Genomic DNA, 21,042 nt, shown 5'->3' on the forward strand with positions numbered 1-21,042 from the left:
CTTAAGGCACAGCAAATGCCACTCTGCGTACGATACGCAGAGTGGCATTTTTTACTGCAGCGAGAAACATATGAATCAGAAGAATTATATCCACAAACAGAGTATGACCTTATGTTATTTCGCTTTTCGCATCGGGTACACTGTTCAGCCCGTTTCATGAGCGCCTTCTTTCTGCTTCTTGCGATATTCATTGGGGCTGCAGCCCATCTCTTGCTTAAACAGTTTGGTGAAGTGAGAGTAGTTGGTATAGCCGACATTGCCAGCAATGGTATGTACCGATTGTGCGGTGGTCTCCAGCAAATGTCGGGCCGCCACAAGACGGGTATGAATGACATAATGTCCCAGTGAAATTCCCATCTCCTTCTTGAACAGCCTTGCCAGATAATCCGGATTCAGATAAACCATCTCCCCCAGATTATTCCTCGTTAAATCTTCTCCATAGTGATTGCGTATATAATGGGTAATCTCATGTACAACCGACTTGGGCTGCTCGGCAGCATTCAGATATTCTGCAGCCGTATTAACCAGGTAGGCAATATAGGATTGCATATCTTCAATAGAATGCAGAGATTGCATGAACAGTTGATCATTCGTTTTGCCCATGTACAGCTTATGCACTTCGATCTCTTTACTTTTCAATTGGGCATACACGAGTTGTACCAGATCAAGACGCAACAGACTCAGAACAGCAGTACCTACCACACCTTCACGGACAAGTTGATGCATATAACGTCCTGTTTCATCCAGAAAAGCCTGGAAGCGATTTTCATTCAGCAATTGCTCCAGTAGTCCCAGATCAGGGGGTGTGTAATTCAATTCGGGTCTATTATAGTTTTCCAGTAAAAAGGTTTGGTTGCGGTGTTTGATACGTTCTTCATTCATAAGCAGCAACTCATTAATGGTATGACGAATCTGACCCAGCGGCAGAGAAAACCCGATACTACAGCAAACATCGGACTTTAGGTAATTGTTAACCTCCGGGATGAACGAACCGCACATGGATTCGATGAGCTGTGCATCCGGAGCTCTGTTCCACTTTATAATGATCATCCAGTTATGATCCTTGATTTCGGTAATGGCTTCAATGGTGAACAAAGCATTCTGAAACCGTTCAACCATTACATTCAAACAAGCGTAGTCAAACAGGTTTTTGTCCGTCTTGCCCAGCGTATGATCATACGGAAACAGGTTAACCAGAATAGGTACAAACAAATCCGTTGTTTCGTAAGGCAGATGTTGTTCGGTTAAAAAGGCAGAAACGTCGCCAGGGCTGGAAGGAAAGGCTTTACCGGAGATTAGCCTCCGCCAGCTGTCCTCAATCAGTTTGCTTCTATTTTTCTGCCACAGTTCACCCTCATGAATGGCTTTCTCAATGAACTGCTGGTCTCGGGCTTTGGCAACCGCCTTTTGAATAATGAGAGTCAACTTGTCAAATTCAATAGGCTTCAGAAAATAATCAAAGCTTTGCAGTTCAATTGCTTTTTGCGCATAATTAAAGTCGGCATAATTGGTGAGAAAGATCGTTTGTACGCTATGCGATTCCTCCCGGACCCATGCGAGCAGTTCCAGACCGCTTCCTTGGGGCATCTCAATATCGCAAATGAGGATCTGTACCGGATGGTTTTGCAAAATCTCTTTGGCTTGTGCAATATTGTAGGCTGTGAATATGGTGTTGATCCCCAAGGCTCCCCAATCAATTTTCTTTTCCAAAGCCATTACAACAAAGTAATCATCATCAACCAGCAATGCATTCATGGTTTGTCACCTCTCCCGAAGCTTCTGAATTCAGTATTATTTTAGGCAAGGAAAGCGTAATGCGAGCGCCATTTGCGTCGTTTGCAAACGTAATAGTCGCTTCATCTCGATAAAGCAACTCCAAACGTTGAATGGTATTCATAATGCCGATCCGGTGGCCACCCGTTTGTTCCAGTGCTTCTCCGCGCATCAGTGCATCAAGAATTTCCGGCCGGAAACCCGGTCCTGTATCGGAGATTTCGATGAGCACATGATCATCATTTTCCTGTTGTTGCTCAGTTACGGATAAAGTAATACATAATTCCCGGTCTCGGGAGACTCCATATTTGACGGCATTTTCAATGAAGGTCTGAATAACGAGAGGTGGCACAGCGATACCCGTGATCGCCTCGGACTGTTCAATCCGGTAGGAAAAAGCATCGCGGTAACGTGATTTCTGGATGTCCAGAAACGTTCTCACATGTTCAATCTCATCCTCCAGCAGAACGAAATTCTCGCCACTTTGAAAGATATAACGGAAGTATCGGGACGTAGCCAAGGCCATACTTTCAATCTCCTCGTACATTTGCATCTGTGCCATACTATACATGCTCGTCAAACAATTCAGGAAGAAGTGGGGTTTGATCTGCAATTTCATATAGTCCAAACGTATTTTCTGTTTCTCCAATTCCTGCTCATAGCGATCAATCTTGAACCGTTTAATCTGGACCACCAGTTCCTTGAACTGTGCATTGACCTGCTCGAGCTCCATAATCCGGCTGCTCTTGAAGTCTGTTGCTTCATCGCCTTCGTTGATACGCGCGAGATTTTTGGAAAATCGCTGAATGGGAACAAGCAGATTTTTTCTGAAAAACATCATAATTGCGCTTAACGAGGAGGTTACAATCAGGAAAAGCAGCATTATGAGCAGCTGAGCCACCATGATTTTCTCAAAAGCACCAAATTTGATGACCATTCGCGCGCTGAAATCCGCATTCGAGAAGTCACTGCTAACGACATTGTTTGGCTGGAGCACATCCATGAAGGAAGGCTTCGGTTCCACTGTGATTTCTCCTCTGGCAGGTCCCGAAAGCTGCATGCCACTTTCATCCACCAGAGAGGCGTATCCGTTAGCACCCAGATTAATTTGTTGCAAAGGAGCAATCAGATCATCCGCGGATATTAACGCAATAAGATACCGATTGTAGTACGGCACAATATTGATAAGATAAGAAGTACCGTTTACATGAAGCGGTGTCCAATGGGAGTAGAACTTCTCATATACCCCTTTATCACGGGTTAATGTGATGATCTGTCTTTTCACTTCTGAATAATCCGAATAAGAGATGCTTATTGGCGCGCAGTTGAGGAAGTACTCACTGTTCTCCAAATAATAAAAGAAATTATACGACTGCCCGTAGTTTCGCTGTAGTTCGGCGAAGAGCAAATGTAGTTTCTCGTTGGCCTTTAGGAACGGAATACTGTTCACGCCATATGTATTCATGTTGTCGAGATTCTCGTCATTGGCTAGCGTCCATCCCATGAAATGATTAATGTAGGCAAAATCATGATTAATGCGATTGATGTACAGATCTGCAGTGTCCTGCAAATATTGGGCAGATTGCTGCTTGACCAGGGAGATCGAAGCGATGCTGATAATCAGATCCAGTACGAACACGACAAATGAAATGACAAACATCATGCGGATATAATGCCGAATGGGGTAGGGCTTGATGGCGTTCAAGTTTGCCATGAACAATGCACCACTTTCTGGATTGTTTCGTTATGAATGCGCTTTAATATCTCAGGAATAGTATAAAACCTTTGCGGGAAAAAAGCATAAAGATTTGCCTCTTTTGGTTCAGAAGTCCGGAATACACACATGAAAGTCTGGATAACGATATGTTTTTGCTCGCTAGTAATCTGATTTTCTAGTAAAAAGCCAAAAGGGAACGACAGAAGTCCGAATTCCGTCCTTAGGGGTCCGATAAAGAGAAGGGGAAGCAGTTTATACTGAAGCTATTCCAGAGAAGACAGGTCCAATCGGAAAAGCAGCATCAGTATACTTACAGGAGGGAAGAAAGAACCATGAGGACCAATCCGCTATATATCGGAAAAACGATGGAGAGAATTAGGCGAAACTGGGGGCTTTACGTTTTGCTTTTTCCAGCTGTTCTGTTGACGATTTTATTTGCCTATAAGCCGATGTACGGCGTGATCATTGCATTTAAGGATTATAGCCCAGCGTCAGGAATCGGAGGCAGCCCATGGGCTGGATTCAAGTACTTTGAGAAATTTTTCCATTCCTATCAATTCACTAATACGATACGCAACACACTTGTGATCAGCCTGTACAGCTTGGCTACGTTTCCGATCCCAATTATGCTTGCACTATTGGTGAACCAGATGAGAGCGGGGAGGTTTAAGCGATTTTTCCAGACCGTCTCCTATATGCCTCACTTTATTTCGACGGTAGTTATGGTCGGGTTAATGCTGATCCTGTTCTCGCCGAGTACAGGACTCGTTGGTAATATGTATCAGTTGTTTGGGGCACAAGCCCCGGATTTAATGGGTTCATCGGCTCTGTTCAGCAGTGTGTATGTGTGGTCTGACGTGTGGCAGCATGTCGGGTGGGACAGCATTATCTATATTGCGGCATTGTCTGCCGTAGATCCTAGCCTCTATGAAGCGGCAACTGTGGATGGGGCAAGCCGCTGGCACAAGGTTCGTTATATTGATATTCCGATGCTGCTGCCGACGGCTATCACGCTGCTTATTCTACGGATGGGCGGATTACTTGGCGTAGGATTTGAAAAGGTTTATCTGATGCAGAACGACCTGAATATTCTCTCAAGTGAGATTTTGTCCACTTATGTATACAAAATCGGGTTGCTGAGCAGTCAATACAGCTTCTCCTCGGCAATCAACCTGTTTAACACGGTCATTAATTTTATTTTGCTAATTCTGGTCAATCAGTTGTCCAAGAAATACAGTGAGAACAGTCTATGGTAGAAGGGAGACAAACGAAATGAGCGTTATGGAGCCAGCAGCAGTGACCGGAACTCCCAAAGTTAAACGACGATCACGCATTACGATTGCGGAAGCCATATTGTATGCTTTTGCTATACTTTTCCTGATTGCAGTCATCTATCCGATTTATTTTATTATCATAGCCTCATTCAGTGATCCTTCCGCCGTAGCTAACGGACAGGTGTGGGTCTTTCCCAAAGGTTTTACACTGGAAGGGTATAAGGAACTGCTGCGACATGAGAATATCTGGATTGGATATCGAAACACCATTCTATACACGGTGGTAGGAACGCTCTTCGGACTTGTTGTTAATATCTCGGCGGCTTATGCCTTATCGAGAAAAGATCTGGTCGGACGAAAATTTTTCTCGCTGTTCTTTATCTTTACGATGTTCTTTAGTGGCGGATTGATTCCAACTTTTCTGACTATTCGCGACTTTCATCTCTACAATACGTTCCTGGTGATGGTGCTTCCGTTCTCTGTCGTGGTGTTCGATATGATCGTCGCCCGTACTTTCTTCCAAACCAGCATTCCGGGAGATCTGTGGGAAGCGGCCCAGATCGATGGCTGCGGAAATCTGCGATATTTCGTGCTGATTGTATTGCCGTTGTCCAAAGCGATCATCGCGGTTCTGGGATTATGGATTGCTGTAGGATATTGGAATTCGTATTTTAACGCCCTGATATACCTGAAAGACCCTAATCTGTACCCGCTTCAATTAATTCTGCGTAACATTCTCATCACGAATCAGATGCAATCCGGCATGGGAACCGGGGAGGCAGCACAAGTCGCCCTGCGTCTTGCGAATCTGATGAGGTATTCCGTTATTATTATCGCTACCATTCCAATTATGTGTGTTTATCCGTTCATCCAAAAATATTTCAATCAGGGGGTGATGATCGGCGCAGTGAAAGAATAAGGCGGATTGTAATTCATTACGAATCAAGGGGGTTCCCACATGGGGAAAAAGATAGGTACGAAGTTTTTCACCAAAATGAGCAGCTTGCTCCTCGCCACAGCTATGGTAGTAAGCGTTGTTGGATGTAGTAGTGGAAATAGCGGTGAGGGCGCTGAGACGCCGATATCAAGCGATTTTAATAAAGAAGGTCTGCCCATTGTCAATAATCCGGTAACACTCAAAGTACTGACGGTTCGCTGGGGGAACATGGGCGATACCTTTACACAAAATCAGTGGCTTAAGGATTTGGAGAAGGACTCCAATGTGCATATTGAGTGGCAGGTGATGTCCTCCAATGACTGGGGTGAGCAGAAATCCATTATGCTTGCCAGCGGTACACTCCCGGACATTATTCTGGGCGACCAGGTGTTCAGCGACTCGGACATTGTCAATAACCTGAGCTATTTCCGTCCGCTGGATGAGTATATTGACTCGTATATGCCCAACTTGAAGGCAGCGATGGAAGAGACGCCAGACATGAAGAAAATCAGCACATTCCCTGACGGCAAAATCTATTCGATGCCAACCCGATTACCCGCTCGCCCGAAGAGCCGGAATCAGCCTGTAATCAACAAGGTATGGCTCGATAAGCTGGGGTTGAAGGCACCTACGACGACAGAGGAACTGTATCAGGTGTTGAAAGCGTTTAAGGAGAAAGATCCGAACGGCAACGGTAAACAGGATGAAATCCCATACACCGAAACCGGTCTGAATGTGGACTTCCTGAATCCATTTGGAATCACCGACATTAATGCCAGCAGCATGATTGTTCAGGACGGCAAACCGGTCTTCTTTCCGACAACGGACGCTTATAAAGAAGCACTTATTTACACACACAAGCTGTATTCAGAAGGTCTGATCGATCAGGAACTGTTCACACAAGACAACACCATGACATCCGCCAAGTGGCAAAATGCAGACATTCCAATTGTCGGCTTCAGCAACCAATGGACGCCTGACGCGGTGTTTGGCAAGTGGAGTGACCAATACGAAGCGATTGCGCCTATTGCCGGACCTGATGGCAAACGTTATCAGCCAGGTGACCCTGGCGGCATGAATCTGGCCCGTAATGAACTGCTCATTACAAGCTCATGTACTGTTCCGGAAGTAGCGGCACGCTGGGCCGATCAGTTCTATTCCAGTGAAGCCAGCATTCAGAATTTCTGGGGTGCGATCGGAACTGTCATTGCGAAAAATGATGATGGCACATACACGCTGATGGACCCGCCCGCAGGTACCAGCGCCGATGCCTGGTACTGGGATCAGTCCCTGCGTGATTTTGGTCCCAAATATGTAAGCCCTTCCTTTGAAGAGAAAATTAAGCTCAATCCTAAGGCGGGTGACGGTCTCAAACTGCAAATTGATCAGTTGGGCAGTGCAGATGTAACGACGCCATATCCAAAGGTCATGTACAATGCAGATGAGTTTCAGGAGCTGCCAACGCTGACAACGGATATTGACGGTTATGTGGCAACGATGCGTGCCCAGTGGGTAACCAAAGGCGGTATTGAAGAGGGCTGGGATGCTTATGTCAAAAAGCTGAATGACATGGGACTTGAACAGTTACTGACCATCCGTAATGATGCTTATGAGCGTTATATGAACGTCAAATAGGCGATAGTTTAGTCGTGTATTTCAATAAATAACAAACAGGTGCGTTTCCTTATTGAAGGAGGGCACCTGTTTGTTCGTTTATGATCTGCGTTTCAACAATAAAACGCCACTGATGTTTGATGTTTTTTTGCTGTAGACCACTTTGAAGCCGATATCATTGTCTAGCAAGCAGTTTAAGGTATTGATCAGTAATGCACCAGGTACCAGTGTGAAGGTGCCCCTAATGAATTCTGTAATCCAATATGTGCTTACTTATTGGTGCTATGCTGTTTGGATGGCAGTTTATCCGCTGGCGTACCTTTACCGTTGTTTTTGTTATGACGTGCTTTCTCGGCATTTTCGTTTACTTTTTTCACAAAATCATGGGTACTCTCCATGTGTAAGCACACCTCCTCAAAATCAAAATGTGTAGCCTGAATCTTAATATAACCATTGAGAGCTCATTATATTTGGATGCCCCATTTGGACGTAATATCACGTGGGAGAAACTGGACACGGGAAGTGAAGGGGACTAAACTGTATAAAACGATATATAACGATACAAAACAAGAAGGAGCCCGAATCGAACCATGCTGCAGAAATTCGGTTTTACACAATATGAAAGTCAGGTATATGAGGCCATATTTGCGCAGGGTGAACCGCTGGATGCGACATCCATCGTCAATCACTCCAATGTGCCCAAAGCCAAGATTTATGAAGTGCTCAATCGACTTATTGACAAAGGTACTGTGCTAACGACCATGCATGGGAAGAAGAAATTGTATATGGCCGTTGATCTGCAGTCCATCATTCTCAAAATAAGATCGGACTTCGAAAAAGACATGGAAGAGCTAAACACCTATAAAATTAAACGTACGTTTACAGACGAACATATATGGACGTTGAAGGATGCTTCATCTATTGCTTCAAACATTGAACAGCTCATTGAAGAAGCCGATTCATCCATCCTTTTTCTGGCTTGGAACGAGCAAATGGAGAAGTACCGGGAGCTTCTGGAGCAAAAAGAAAAAGCAGGGGTATATGTGGAGGTACTGGCTGTTGGAGGGTTACAAACTTCTCTGACTCATAAGTATTCGTTAATCCCCATACTTGAGGCCAATAAGCTTGAACTTTCGCAGCTGCTCATTGTGGACCATGCCTATCTTTTATTTGCGGGTATAGAGCATGATTCATGGAAGGCCATCAAGACCATGTCCAAGCCGATCGTAAAAGCAATGACCGATTATTTCTATCATGATGTCGCGCTTACTCAAATCACCAAGAAGTATGGGGAGCAGCTGCTGCAGGATGAAGAAATTGCACGTTTGCTGGCACGATTAATTTATTAAAAAGCATAAAAAAAGCTATTCTTTCAGAGAATAGTTTTTTTTATTGAAATCTTCCCTCTAATAAGTTACTATCGTAGTTGTAACTTTTGAGGAGGATTCAAAATGAATAAAAAAGTGTATGTCCTTGCCATTGCAGCCTTTGTGGTCGGAACCGTTGAGCTTATTCTTGGCGGGATCCTGGACCTGATCGCTACAGATCTTCATCTATCCTTGGCTAAAGCAGGGTATTTAATCTCCATTTTTTCGCTGGTCTATGCCTTGTCTGCACCCATTTTGTTAAACTTGACGGCCAGATTTGAGCGTAAAAAAGTATACATGTCTACTCTGTTTGTTTTCCTGGTCAGTAATCTGGTTTCTGCATTCAGTAGCAATTTTTATATGCTCATGGCGGGTAGAGCGCTGGGAGCTGCAACAGGTTCATTGATTTTTGTCCTGTCTCTTACGCTCGCAGCCCGCATTGTAGAGCCGCAGTATAAAGGGCGTGCGGTAGGGATCATTACGATGGGAGGCAGCGCTTCACTGATTCTGGGTGTTCCTCTTGGCATCTTTGTTGGAAATCTGGCCGGATGGCGTGAAGTGTTTATGTTGATCGCGATTCTCACTGCGGTTGTCATGGTAGCCATCGGCATTGCCATGGACCGTGTGCAGCCAATTCCGGCAGTGTCATTGAAGAAACAGCTTGCAGCTCTATGGAATCCGAAAATGCTGGCGATTCATGTTACGACATTGCTTGTGCTTGCAGGGCATTTGACGTTATATGCGTATTTCACACCATTTCTCCAAGAAACACTTGGAGCCAGCTCAACGATGGTCACCTTTATTTATATGATGTTTGGCATCGCTGCTGTGGCAGGGGGAGGGATTGGAGGCATGTTGTCCGATCGCTTGCATCCGGGCAAAGCGATTGTGTTAGTTCTTGTTCCCTTTATTATGAGCATGGCGGTTATTCCTTTTAGTACAGAACTGCCCTTGATTGCTTTCCTGCTCTTGCTAAGTATCTGGAGTGCGCTGAGCTGGACGGTCACCCCGGTACAGAACAGCCTGATTATCAAAACCTCCCCGGCAACGGCCGAAACGTTAATAAGCACGAATTCAGGCATTGCACATGCCGGGATTGCGATGGGAACCTATATTGGTGGAGTGGTCATTGATCAATCATCCATTCTGTATACAGGATGGGTAGGTGCTGTTCTGATCTTTCTCGGTTTGGTATCAGCCATTTATGCCATTCGCCGCAAGGAGCAAGCGATTCAGACCGCTATTTGATTTTTGATACTTCCTTAGCTGATGCCCGATGTTTTTCATCGGGTGTTTTTAATACCTTTGGAGATATTGTATAGTAACTATATTAACGTTGAAATTTGGAGTAGGGGTGCTTATGAAAATAGCCAATGCGTATTTGATGAAAGAAATCAATATAAACCATGTACGCCAGGTCATGAAACGGGTGGAAACAGCAACCAAACCACAACTGGCCTCCTTGACCAAGCTTAGTGTAGTTACCGTTAACTCACTGGTAAAAGAGTTAAGTGATCTGGGTGAATTGTTTGAGGATGAGACGGTGCCTTCCAATGGGGGAAGACCAGCATTAACCTACCGATATAATTATGATTTCAGCTTGGCCTTGGTCATGTATATCAACGAGAAGCAGGGAAAGGATCTGATCACGGCCACCGTCATTAATTTAGAAGATAAAACAGTGTTCAAAGAACAATATGAGATGCCTACCTTTGATCAGAGACGCTTCTATGAAATCATTGGGAACGTGCTGGCCCAATATGCTTCCATTAAAGTGATCGGTATCGGTATTCCGGGGCAAACTGTGAATGGGGAAATTACGGTGAGCAGTCATCGGCAGCTAGAAGGTGTTCGAATGATTGAAGATCTTGAAGCGCAATTCGGTTTGCCAGTTATAGTTGAAAATGATGTGAATGCTGCAATCAGCGGATATTGTGCAAGGCAAGATTTAGACAAAGATCAGTGTGTAATCGGAATCTATTTTCCAACCAAATACCCTCCAGGCATGGGCATTTATCTGGGCGATAGAGTCATCAAAGGAAAATTAGGCATGGCCGGGGAAGTCAAATATCTTCCTATGGGACTTGATTGGTATAATTCATTGGAAAAGGAAACGTTTATTGAAGCGGTATGCAAAATGATTCAAACGGTAAATGCGATTCTCGCACCGGACCAGGTTGTGATTTACCAACGGATGGTTGAAGAAGATGAAGTTGTTCGCGCATGGCACATGTATCAGGCTGAACTGTTGATGCCATCGTATCCTAACGTTATTCTGATTGATTCTTTCCAGGAAGATTTTGAAGCCGGGATGCGCTGGTTAACGTTAAAATCGTTGGAACCGGCTCTGGTTCAGTTCAGTTGAATTCATCCCATTAAAAAAAATCCCCCGGCAGAAAATAAAACAGAACTTTGCATAGCCAATGCATGTCCGTATCTTCTACTGGGGGAGAGCAGCATATTGATCTGCTAGATGTTGATCATTTCCTTAACGCTGCAGACTTTTCCCATTACTGCTGATGATTTCTTTATACCAATGGAACGACTTTTTGCGATACCGTTCCAGTGTTCCTGAACCATCATCATGACGATCAACATAAATGTAGCCATAACGTTTTTTCAATTGTGCAGAAGAAGCACTGACCACATCAATACAACCCCATGAGGTATATCCCATGATATCAACGCCGTCTTCTATGGCTTCCCCGACCTGAACGAGATGATCATTCAGATACTGAATACGGTAATCGTCTTCCACTGTCTTTACACCATCGGGTCCGGTAATAAGCTCGTCCACGGCTCCCAGACCATTTTCCACAATAAATAGTGGTTTCTGATAACGGTCATAGAACATGTTCAGCACATAGCGCAGACCTTGCGGATCGATCTGCCATCCCCATTCACTTGCAGGCAAGTAAGGGTTAGGGATACCGCCAAGCAGATTACCTTCGCCCGCAACTTGTTTATCCGGGTCAGCCGTTTGGCAGATACTCATGTAATAGCTGAAGGAAATGAAGTCGACGGTATGGAGCAGCATGTCTTCGTCGCCATCTTCCATCTGAATCTGAATTCCATTTTCCCGGAAATAACGCTTCATGTATCCTGGATAGCGTCCTCTCACATGTACATCTCCGAAGAAATAATTGCTATGTTCGAATTCCATCACTTTAATCATATCATCGGGATTCGGTGTGAGCGGATAGGTGGGCATACTGAGCATCATACAACCAATCTGGGCACTTGGGATGATCTCATGACAGAGTTTCACTGCAGAAGCGCTGGCTACAAACTCATGGTGTATCGCTTGATACAGATCTTGCTTGCTGAGCTTCTCTTTCGGTGTATAGATGCCACCACTCATGAATGGTGCTTCCAGAATCGAATTGATTTCGTTAAATGTGAGCCAGTATTTAACCTTATTTTGATAACGTTTGAACACGGCAGTCACATAACGCTCGTAAAATCCAATCATTTTCCGATTGACCCAGCCATTATATTCTTTGGAGAGATGGAGAGGTGTCTCGTAGTGTGAAAGGGTGACCAATGGCTCGATTCCGTATTTAAGACACTCGTCAAAGAGGTCGTCATAGAATTGAAGGCCTTCTTCATTGGGTTCTAACTCATCACCCTTAGGAAAGATGCGGGACCAGGCGATGGAAGTACGGAATACCTTAAATCCCATCTCGGCGAACAATTTCACGTCTTCTTTGTAACGATGATATAAATCAATTCCGATCAGTTTCATGTTATCCTCGGTAGGTTCTTCAGTAATCGGACCCATGATACCTTTAGGTGCCACATCCTGGGTGGACAATCCTTTGCCACCTTGATTATATGCGCCTTCTGCCTGGTTGGCAGCAATGGCACCACCCCACAGGAAGTTTTCGGGGAAATGAAATGATGCAGGTTGAGAATGGCTCATGCATATCGCTCCAATCATTGTGAATTCGTTGTGTTTACATACAGCAGCACTGCATAAAAAAAGCTTAAGCGTTGGAACGGGTTACACGTCAAGTTTTACTTTTTATTTATTTTGAGGCAAACTGTAATTCATCATAGAAAATCAGCAAGAAAGGAGACTTGATGTGTCCAAGTTCGATGAAATTATGAAGCGGTCCGGCTACTCGAAAGCAACTGTGTCCAGAGTGATTAATCATTCACCACATGTGAGTGACGAGGCACGCCAGAAAATAACGGACATCATGAAACAGCTGAATTATATTCCAAACCGGAATGCTATATCATTATCCACAGGTCAGACCAAACAAATCGGTATTGTCACATCCGCCACCAATGAAATTATTCTTACGTTCATGAATCAGTTAATTGATACGGCAATGGATTTTGGATTTCAGACCCTGATCTATACTTCACGTGGTGATAAAGAGATTGAATTACAGGCATTTGAAGACCTGAGGAGCAAACGGGTAGATGGACTGGTTATTATGACTTGTGTAAATCACCCGGATAAATTGAAAGCATATTGCGAGTATGGTCCAATCGTATCTTGGCAGAGAATGGGGAGTGACGAAATTCCGTCAGTTGCCATGGATCAGGCGCAAGGCTACAGGCTTGCTCTTGAGCACCTGGTATCCAAAGGGTACACACGCATTGCGAATGCCTTTGGCAGGGCAGAAAGTCTGAATACACAGAGTCGGCGGCAGGCCTATGAATCCTTTATGGCAGAGAAGGGTCTGCCTGTATTGCGTGAAGCTTATCAATATTCCATATTCAGTTCATCGGACGGAGAAGAAGCGATGCGAAGAATGACGAGTGGGCCGGAACTTCCTCAAGCGGTATTATGTTCGAATGATTATGCAGCGATCGGAATTTGGTCTGAGGCACGCAAACAGAATATACGGGTTCCCGAACAACTTGCCATTGTTGGTTTCGATGACATTGAGCTGTCCCGTGTTCTTGGAATCACCACCATACATAATCCGATTGCAGAACAGGCTACGCAGGCTTTTCATCGATTATGGGCCGTCCTTGGCAAGCAGGAGGTACAGGCTCAGCAATTGGAATTTCAACTGATAGAACGTGCAACTACCTAAATGTGGGGTGAGAGAGGTTCGCAATAGATCATTTGCGAATGGGTACATCATTTAGAGAACAGCAGTATAACGAAGGAGTGGTCGAAATGGCGCGGGTATTATTCATTAATGGTGGGTCAGAGGGACACATTAATCCAACGATTGGTGTGGTGAAAGAGCTGGTATCGCGCGGAGAAGAGGTTGTGTACTTTTGTATAGAAGCTTATAGGGAGCGTATGGAGAAGACGGGAGCTACTGTCCGAACATTTGACGAGCAAAAATTCATAAAAGCTTTCATCTCGGGTGGGAGAGAGCATGTACTTGAACGAATTAATGGACTTCTGCTTACGGCAGATATTGTTATACCAAGCGTTCTTGAACAGATTAAAAATGAACATTTTGACTATATGATCCATGATTCCATGTTCGGTTGCGGACGTTTGCTTTCGCAAATACTGAAACTTCCTGCAATCAATTCTTGTACTACTTTTGCGCAGACACAAGAATCATTTGATCATGTGATGCAAGATTTCTTCTTGAATGTCCCTTCCGAAATTACGGGGCCTATATACGAGAAATTCCATGCCCTGGCGACCATGCTGCAGAAAAAATATGAGGTGGAAATCTCTTCCCCCTACGAAGTGTTTTGCAATCCCGCGCCGCTTACAATTGTATATACAACTAGGGAATTCCAGCCTAATGGAGAAGCCTTCGACCATACGTATCAATTTGTAGGCCCGTCTCTTTTTTCACGACTAACGCATGAACCATTCGACATGACAGCAATTCAAGGGAAAAAACCTATATACATTTCACTGGGGACTATTTTTAACCAAGCCATCGATTTCTATAAGCTTTGTTTTGAGGCATTGGGGAATACTGATCACACGATTGTCATGTCAGTAGGGGCTAAGACTCAAATTACTGATTTGGGAGAAATTCCTGACAATTTCATCGTTAAAAGGTATGTTCCGCAAATGGATGTATTGGAGACAGCTCAATTATTTATCACCCATGGGGGGATGAACAGTACTAGTGAGGGTCTATATTTCGGGGTTCCCCTCATTGTGATTCCGCAAAGCGCCGACCAGCCAATCATCGCTGAACAGGTTGTCAATACGGGAACGGGCATTCGGTTACAAATGCAAAACTTAACTGCAAAACACTTGCGTGAAGCTGTAGATGATGTGTTAAGCACCTCTTCATACAAATCAGCTGCTGCGAATATGAGGGAGTCCTTTCGAGAATCAGGCGGGTATCGTGATGCTGTTGATGCCATTTTTGAAAAAAGGCAGGGATAGTTCAGTCATTAATTATTCAAAATTAAAGCATTTCTGAGCCAGAACCATGCGGTATACTGAACAGGACGTTTCAAGAAGCTGCATCAGCATAGACGATGTGACTTCAATTTGAAACGTCTTGTAATAAGTTACATATTTCACAAACTAACCGCTGGAAAGGTGAGATTGAACGGAATGAAGACAGTGACAGGTCGATTTAGAATTGCGGGCATATGGGAAGGTATATCATTGCTGCTGTTGATTTTTATTGCCATGCCGCTAAAATATTTTGCCGATATGTCATCCCCAGTAACTATTATGGGCATGATTCACGGGATTCTATTTCCGCTATATCTGATTGCACTTGTGCATTTGGCTGTGGTGAAGAAATGGAAAGCTTCACGCTGGTTCATGGGAGTGATAGCAGGCTTACTGCCTTTTGGGACGTTTGTATTTGAATCCTATCTCCGAACAAGAGACTGGAAGTAAGGATTGCAGATCAGAAAGATGACAGCAGGCGACAATTTCGGATGTTATCCGAACTGGCCGCCTGCTTGTTTCTGTTAAAAGCTCCTTATAGGTAGAAGAGGTTATTGACGATGCACAGAGCCTATTTAACAGTGCCTTGCTGACGATCCGATAGCAGGCTGACCCCAAAGTCGCCAGATGCGTCAGACGCTGGGACAAATGCGGAGAAGGAAACTACTGTAACCAGAGCGGTAAACAGAAAGAGAAAAGATTTTTTCATACAAGAACCTCTTTTCATTTGGGATGATATTCCATATTTATTTTAATCCAGATGAGCTGCTTTTGAAAAGTAAATGTTTAAGAGAGTAAAGTTTGTCCAGACAGACATTCATGATAAACTGTACTTCAGTTAAAGCTGCCAGCTGTCCGAAAGGGGGATCTCGATGAAAGATTTTGAAGAATTAACATCCATTGAAATGGTAGAGAAGTTTATTCAACAACATGAATTGGTTTTATTGTATGTATCCCGGTCTGAGTGCAGCGTATGCCACGCCTTACTTCCTAAAATCCGGAAACTGCTTGAATCGTACCCGATGGTTCATCTTGGCTGCATTGACGCTAATGTTGTGGAAGAGGTGGCATCCAGGTTTCTCATTTTCACAGTTCCAACCATGCTCTTGCTCGTAGAGCGGAAAGAGTTTATTCGAGAGGATCGATTTGTTCGCTTAGAACGATTGGAAGAACAGCTGCAGCAGATTTACAATTTGTACATGCAAAAATAATAAAATAATTAAAGTGTTGTATTGAAAACGGTTTTATGCTAATTTAAAATATATAAAAACGTTTTTATAGCAAAGGAACAAAAATTATGGGAAAGATTACGATTAAGGATGTTGCAAGGGAAGCCGGCGTATCCATTTCTACGGTTTCTAACGCGTTAAACGGCGTGGATGTTTTAAACCCGGAGACCAAATCGCATGTACTGAAGGTAGCAGAGCGTTTAAATTACGTTCCCAACCTGAACGGCAAGCTCTTGAAATCCGGGCAAACCAAGATGCTGGGCTTTTTCACCACAAGTGTGTCGGGTCCGTATTTTTATAAACTGGTTGAATCCATGTCTCGTGAATGCGACCGTCTGGGTTACGGGCTGAATGTGTTTGTCACCAAGGATAAACAGGTCATTATGAGCAATATTCTTGGGCGTCGCGTGGATGGCGTCATCATCTACGAAGAGCTTCGGATTGATGAGCAGGATATCCTCGCCATGGAGAAAGACAAGATTAAGGCTGTTTTTCTGGACCGGGTCTATCAGAGTGATCGGATGGGCAGCGTCATTTTTGACTCGTATGTGGCGGGCTATGAAGCAACCAAGTATTTAATTGGGCTCGGACATAAGAAAATTGCCTACATTTCAGGCGTTGACACCATGTTTGACAGTGTGCAGCGCAGAGATGGATATCTGGCGGCCTTGCGTGAGTATCAGCTTCCGGTGGATGATGATTACATTATACAGGGGTATTTTGAGGAAGAGGGCACGTATAGTGCGGTAAAATCGTTCCTCCATCTGCATCCTGGCAAGCTTCCTGATGCTTTTCTGGCAGGAAATGATGTGAGTGCCATTGGTTGTATTCATGCTTTGAAGTCACATGGCTATGAGGTTCCTCAGGATGTAAGTGTTGTAGGCTTTGACGATATTGATATTGCCCAGTACTTCTCCCCACCTCTGACAACGGTAAGAAATCAGATTGCAAGGCAGGGGATCTTGGCGGTCAATCATCTGGTGGGCATGATCAAGAAGAAGGAACAGGGCGTTGCCCAAAAGTTGACGGGTGAACTTGTTGTCAGGGGTTCAAGTCATGTAAAGATCGACCGGAGTGATTATCGTACATAGCTGATGGAGTTGTCTCCGGTCTTTTTTTAAACCTGGATATGAGTCAAGGGGGTTTTTATGCCAAAAAATAAAAACGTTTTTATAAGAAAATGGTCAAGTTGGAGGGGAGCAAAGGAACGTGAGTAAATTAGCCGTAGAGACATCAACCGGTAAAAAGCCAGTAAGGCCGGGCAGAAAGAAACCCGTCGGACAACGGATGAAAGAGTTCGTCATCGATTATCGAAGACAATGGGAAATTCAATCGATGATCATACCCGGCATCCTATTTATGATTATATTTTGTTACATTCCAATATACGGATTGACGATCGCTTTCAAAAATTACACCGTCATTGATACACTGTCCAGTGCACCTTGGGTTGGTTTGGAAAATTTCAGAATCATTATGTCTGACAAATACTTCTGGGATGCGGTCGTGAATACGCTGGGAATCAGCTTTTTGAAATTGGGTATCGGGTTCATAATCCCTATTATTCTGGCCATCATGATCTATGAGTTAAACAGCGGCCGATTCAAGAAATTTGTGCAAACGATTTCATATCTGCCTCACTTTCTCTCCTGGATCGTACTCGGCGGAATGCTCATCACCTGGTTTTCAACAACGGGATTGTTCAATCAGCTGCTGCTCAGTCTGGGAGTCATCTCTCAGCCGCAGAACATCCTTCTGGATGCAGGCAAGTACTGGTGGATTGCAACCTTGTCGGATATCTGGAAAGAAGCAGGCTGGGGAACAATTCTGTATCTGGCGATCATGTCGAAGATTGATCCCACGTATTATGAAGCAGCCAAAATCGATGGTGCTAGCCGTCTTAGACAAATCTGGAATATCACGCTGCCCAACATGAAGTCGATCATTAGCCTTAACCTGATCCTTACTGTAAGCGGTTTATTAGGTTCAAATCTGGATCAGACCCTGGTTCTGATGAACTCTCAAAACCGTGACAAGGCAGAAGTTATCAATTCGTATGTATATCGTATGGGGATGTCACAGGGTGACTTTTCGTATGCTACTGCGGTGGGTCTGGGCGTCTCGATCGTGTCTGTTATTCTCCTGGTCACCGCGAATAAAATTACAAGCAAATTAAACGATAATCAATCTGTGCTGTAGAAGGAGGCATCCCGTGTGAATGGAAAGGTGGCTAAAGAAGATCTCGATAGTCGGATCTTTGATACCTTAAATATTATTTTGCTAACGATCTGTACTGTCATTATTGTGGTTCCGCTCTGGAATGTCATCATCTCTTCCTTTAGCTCAGGCAAAGCTTTGGCGGAAGGCGGGTTCATCTTCTGGTCACCGGAGTTTTCGCTGGAGAATTATAGAGCCGTGTTCAACGACTCAAGCATCTGGCAGGCGTTCTTCATCTCCGTTTCCAAAACGACCATTGGAGTGGTTACGCACGTGTTCTTTTGTGCCATGGTCGGTTACGGTCTGAGCAAAAAGTACATACGTGGCCGTAAGCTGTACGTTGCCATGGGGGTTATCACCATGTTCTTCTCGGGCGGAATGATCCCGACGTACTTGTTGATCAAATCACTCGGCTTGCTTAACAGTTTCTGGGTGTACATTATTCCCGCATTGTTCAGCTTCTATGATGTGGTCATCCTGATGAATTTCTTCCGAAATGTACCCGATTCCCTGGAAGAGTCGGCCAAAATCGATGGCGCAGGGGATTGGCATATTTTCTTGAAAATCTTCATTCCGCTGTCCATGCCAGCGATGGCAACCATCGCACTGTTTAATGGGGTAGGGCAATGGAATGACTTTATGACAACCAAGTTGTACATCACCGATCAGTCCCTATATCCACTGCAAATGATGTTATATGAGATTATCGTTCAGTCCCAGACGCAATCCATGCAAAATATTGGTGGGTCCGCTGTGATTGAAACGACGACCAAAGGCGTGCAACTGGCCACAATTGTAATTACTACATTACCTATCGTACTGATCTATCCCGTCCTTCAAAGATACTTTATCTCGGGGATGATGCTGGGAGCAGTCAAGGAGTAATTTCTTACCTAACCATAAGGAGGAAACAACATGTTCAAGATGAATGCAGCAGCAGGTAAAAAAGGAGTAAAACTGTGTGCGGCACTGCTGACAGCGGTGCTGATGATTACCGGTTGCAGTGGCGGTTCAGGTGGTTCAAGTGAGGGGAATTGGGTCTCCATTGAAGACCGATATACAGTCGATCCGGAAAAGCCAGCCTGGCAGCTGGATAAAAAGGAAGAAGCTACGGACCTGACCTGGTACGTCAATGCGGACTGGTGGAACACGGATTTTGGCAAAGACATTGTCACCAAAAAGATTAAAGAAGATCTGAATATTAACATCAAATTCATCACAGGTGATGATACCAAGTTAAATACGTTTTTCGCTGGTGGAGATATGCCTGACTTGCTGACGGTGTTTGACTCCAACTCTCCTGTGGTACAAAAAGCTGCAACCTGGGCCATGCCCTTAAATGACCTTGCGGAAAAATATGATCCGTACTTCAACAAAGTTGCGGCAGCCGATACTCTCAACTGGTTCCAGTTGGCTGACGGCAAAACGTATGGCTATCCGAACTATTCCAATACGCAAGCCGATTATGATAGTGGTAACATTCCGGCCAAAACGGCATTTATCATCCGCAAAGATGTATACGAAGCTTTGGGAAGTCCTGTCATGGGGACGCCAGAGGAATTCGAAAGTGTGATGAAACAGATCAAGGAGAAGTTCCCGACGCTGATTCCATTTGGTTTTAACTCTATTGGTGAAGGAACAGGTTCACTCGGAGATACGCTGCAAGACTTCATTGGCGTACCGCTTGAAACTGAAAATGGAGAATTCTACGATCGCAATCAGGATGAAGATTATCTTACATGGCTGAAGACGTTAAATAAGGTTTACAGAGACGGAAATATCAGTGATGACAGCTTTGCGGATGATGGTACGGCCTTTGAAGAAAAAGTGAAATCCGGCAAATATGCAACGATGCTGCTGGATGGCACACCTCAACAGGGAGGAAATCTGCAAATTTATATGAGTGCCAATGAAGGCAAAGAGTATGTTGCCATTGATGGACCGCAAAGCACGAAGGGGAATGCACCGACGCTCAATCAATCCGGTATTACAGGCTGGATGATCAACTTCATCTCCAAGGACGCCAAAGATCCGGCGAAAGCAATTCAAATCTTTACGTACCTGCTGAGTGAAGAAGGTCAGCTTCTGATGAACTATGGTATTGAAGGCGAGACGTATCAAAAGAATGCAGACGGTACGGTTGAGCTGCTGCCAGCTGTGAAAGACCTGCAACTGCATAATGCGGATAAATTTAAAAAGGATTACCGTATGGGCGAGTTTATGTTCTTTGGTCATGACCGTCACAAAGCACTGAGCGCGGATGCTTTCCCGGAAGCTATTAAACAAATGCAGGAGTGGGGCAAAGGAAAACTGAAACCACACTTCATTCTGGAAAACATTAGTCCGAATCAAGGAACACCTGAAGCACGTGCGTTGTCGGCAATCAACGCCAAGTGGAATTCGACACTGGTAAGTATGGTACGTGCCAAAGATGATGCCGCTTTTGACAATGCGCTTGCTGTTTATAAATCCTTCTTGGGGGAAAATCGCTGGGATGACATTGTGAAAGTTCGCAGTGAAAAGATGAAACTGAATAAAGAGAAACTGGGTATTCAATAAGAG

The 21,042-nt window shown here is 44.4% G+C and carries 18 protein-coding genes; 14 read left to right on the forward strand and 4 right to left on the reverse strand.

The features are described 5' to 3' along the window. Positions 1 to 144: 144 nt before the first annotated feature. Positions 145 to 1,755 (reverse strand): response regulator, encoded by a 1,611-nt coding sequence (locus PPA03S_RS00695; RefSeq protein WP_062318853.1) that lies wholly within the window; start codon positions 1,753 to 1,755, stop codon positions 145 to 147. After that, positions 1,736 to 3,487, reverse strand: coding sequence for a sensor histidine kinase (locus PPA03S_RS00700; protein ID WP_062318854.1), 1,752 nt, complete (start codon positions 3,485 to 3,487; stop codon positions 1,736 to 1,738). Before PPA03S_RS00700 ends, PPA03S_RS00695 begins: the two co-directional genes overlap by 20 nt. A gap of 335 nt (positions 3,488 to 3,822) precedes the next feature. On the opposite strand from PPA03S_RS00700, the gene PPA03S_RS00705 reads away from it, so the two are divergent. The 3 genes from PPA03S_RS00705 to PPA03S_RS00715 are packed head-to-tail and all read left to right on the forward strand — an operon-like array spanning position 3,823 to position 7,336. Beyond that, a complete protein-coding gene (locus PPA03S_RS00705) occupies positions 3,823 to 4,746 on the forward strand; it encodes an ABC transporter permease (protein ID WP_062318855.1) in 924 nt (307 codons plus the stop codon). A 25-nt stretch (positions 4,747 to 4,771) separates the two neighbouring features. Then, entirely contained in the window at positions 4,772 to 5,683 is a 912-nt protein-coding gene (locus tag PPA03S_RS00710; protein WP_157283917.1) for a carbohydrate ABC transporter permease, read from the forward strand. Positions 5,684 to 5,722: 39 nt separating this feature from the next. Continuing rightward, complete coding sequence (locus PPA03S_RS00715) at positions 5,723 to 7,336, forward strand: type 2 periplasmic-binding domain-containing protein (protein WP_062318857.1); 1,614 nt, start codon at positions 5,723 to 5,725, stop codon at positions 7,334 to 7,336. Positions 7,337 to 7,584: 248 nt separating this feature from the next. Here PPA03S_RS00715 and PPA03S_RS32120 read toward each other — a convergent pair whose 3' ends face one another. Beyond that, a complete protein-coding gene (locus PPA03S_RS32120) occupies positions 7,585 to 7,713 on the reverse strand; it encodes a DUF4023 family protein (RefSeq protein ID WP_082703947.1) in 129 nt (42 codons plus the stop codon). Positions 7,714 to 7,905: 192 nt separating this feature from the next. Here PPA03S_RS32120 and PPA03S_RS00720 point away from each other — a divergent pair, with 192 nt between their 5' ends. The 3 genes from PPA03S_RS00720 (at position 7,906) to PPA03S_RS00730 (ending at position 11,047) form a co-directional block, all read left to right on the forward strand. Beyond that, the gene (locus tag PPA03S_RS00720) at positions 7,906 to 8,664 is read left to right on the forward strand and encodes a TrmB family transcriptional regulator (protein WP_062318858.1); all 759 of its coding nucleotides are present in this window, start codon (positions 7,906 to 7,908) and stop codon (positions 8,662 to 8,664) included. 102 nt (positions 8,665 to 8,766) lie between these two features. Beyond that, positions 8,767 to 9,930 (forward strand): MFS transporter, encoded by a 1,164-nt coding sequence (locus PPA03S_RS00725; RefSeq protein ID WP_062318859.1) that lies wholly within the window; start codon positions 8,767 to 8,769, stop codon positions 9,928 to 9,930. A gap of 112 nt (positions 9,931 to 10,042) precedes the next feature. Next, a complete protein-coding gene (locus tag PPA03S_RS00730; protein ID WP_062318860.1) occupies positions 10,043 to 11,047 on the forward strand; it encodes an ROK family protein in 1,005 nt (334 codons plus the stop codon). 123 nt (positions 11,048 to 11,170) lie between these two features. Here PPA03S_RS00730 and PPA03S_RS00735 read toward each other — a convergent pair whose 3' ends face one another. Next, positions 11,171 to 12,604, reverse strand: a complete 1,434-nt coding sequence (locus PPA03S_RS00735) for a glycoside hydrolase family 1 protein (RefSeq protein ID WP_062318861.1) — start codon at positions 12,602 to 12,604, stop codon at positions 11,171 to 11,173. A 163-nt stretch (positions 12,605 to 12,767) separates the two neighbouring features. On the opposite strand from PPA03S_RS00735, the gene PPA03S_RS00740 reads away from it, so the two are divergent. The 8 genes from PPA03S_RS00740 (at position 12,768) to PPA03S_RS00775 (ending at position 21,039) form a co-directional block, all read left to right on the forward strand. Beyond that, positions 12,768 to 13,736 carry a LacI family DNA-binding transcriptional regulator gene (locus PPA03S_RS00740; protein ID WP_062318862.1) on the forward strand — a complete coding sequence of 323 codons (969 nt, stop codon included), beginning with the start codon at positions 12,768 to 12,770 and terminating at the stop codon, positions 13,734 to 13,736. Positions 13,737 to 13,822: 86 nt separating this feature from the next. Then, positions 13,823 to 15,016, forward strand: a complete 1,194-nt coding sequence (locus PPA03S_RS00745; RefSeq protein ID WP_062318863.1) for a macrolide family glycosyltransferase — start codon at positions 13,823 to 13,825, stop codon at positions 15,014 to 15,016. A gap of 174 nt (positions 15,017 to 15,190) precedes the next feature. After that, complete coding sequence (locus PPA03S_RS00750) at positions 15,191 to 15,484, forward strand: DUF3817 domain-containing protein (protein WP_062318864.1); 294 nt, start codon at positions 15,191 to 15,193, stop codon at positions 15,482 to 15,484. Positions 15,485 to 15,906: 422 nt separating this feature from the next. Then, positions 15,907 to 16,245: a thioredoxin family protein gene (locus tag PPA03S_RS00755; protein ID WP_062318865.1), complete on the forward strand. Its 339-nt coding sequence runs from the start codon at positions 15,907 to 15,909 to the stop codon at positions 16,243 to 16,245. Between the two features lie 86 nt (positions 16,246 to 16,331). Further along, positions 16,332 to 17,354, forward strand: coding sequence for a LacI family DNA-binding transcriptional regulator (locus tag PPA03S_RS00760; RefSeq protein WP_062318866.1), 1,023 nt, complete (start codon positions 16,332 to 16,334; stop codon positions 17,352 to 17,354). Between the two features lie 118 nt (positions 17,355 to 17,472). Then, positions 17,473 to 18,462 (forward strand): ABC transporter permease, encoded by a 990-nt coding sequence (locus PPA03S_RS00765; protein ID WP_174532098.1) that lies wholly within the window; start codon positions 17,473 to 17,475, stop codon positions 18,460 to 18,462. Positions 18,463 to 18,477: 15 nt separating this feature from the next. Further along, on the forward strand, positions 18,478 to 19,365 hold the full coding sequence (locus tag PPA03S_RS00770; protein ID WP_062318867.1) for a carbohydrate ABC transporter permease: 888 nt from the start codon (positions 18,478 to 18,480) through the stop codon (positions 19,363 to 19,365). A gap of 30 nt (positions 19,366 to 19,395) precedes the next feature. Then, a complete protein-coding gene (locus tag PPA03S_RS00775; RefSeq protein WP_062318868.1) occupies positions 19,396 to 21,039 on the forward strand; it encodes a type 2 periplasmic-binding domain-containing protein in 1,644 nt (547 codons plus the stop codon). Positions 21,040 to 21,042 lie beyond the last annotated feature (3 nt).

This window comes from Paenibacillus pabuli NBRC 13638, assembly GCF_001514495.1.
Taxonomy (GTDB): Bacteria; Bacillota; Bacilli; order Paenibacillales; family Paenibacillaceae; genus Paenibacillus; species Paenibacillus pabuli.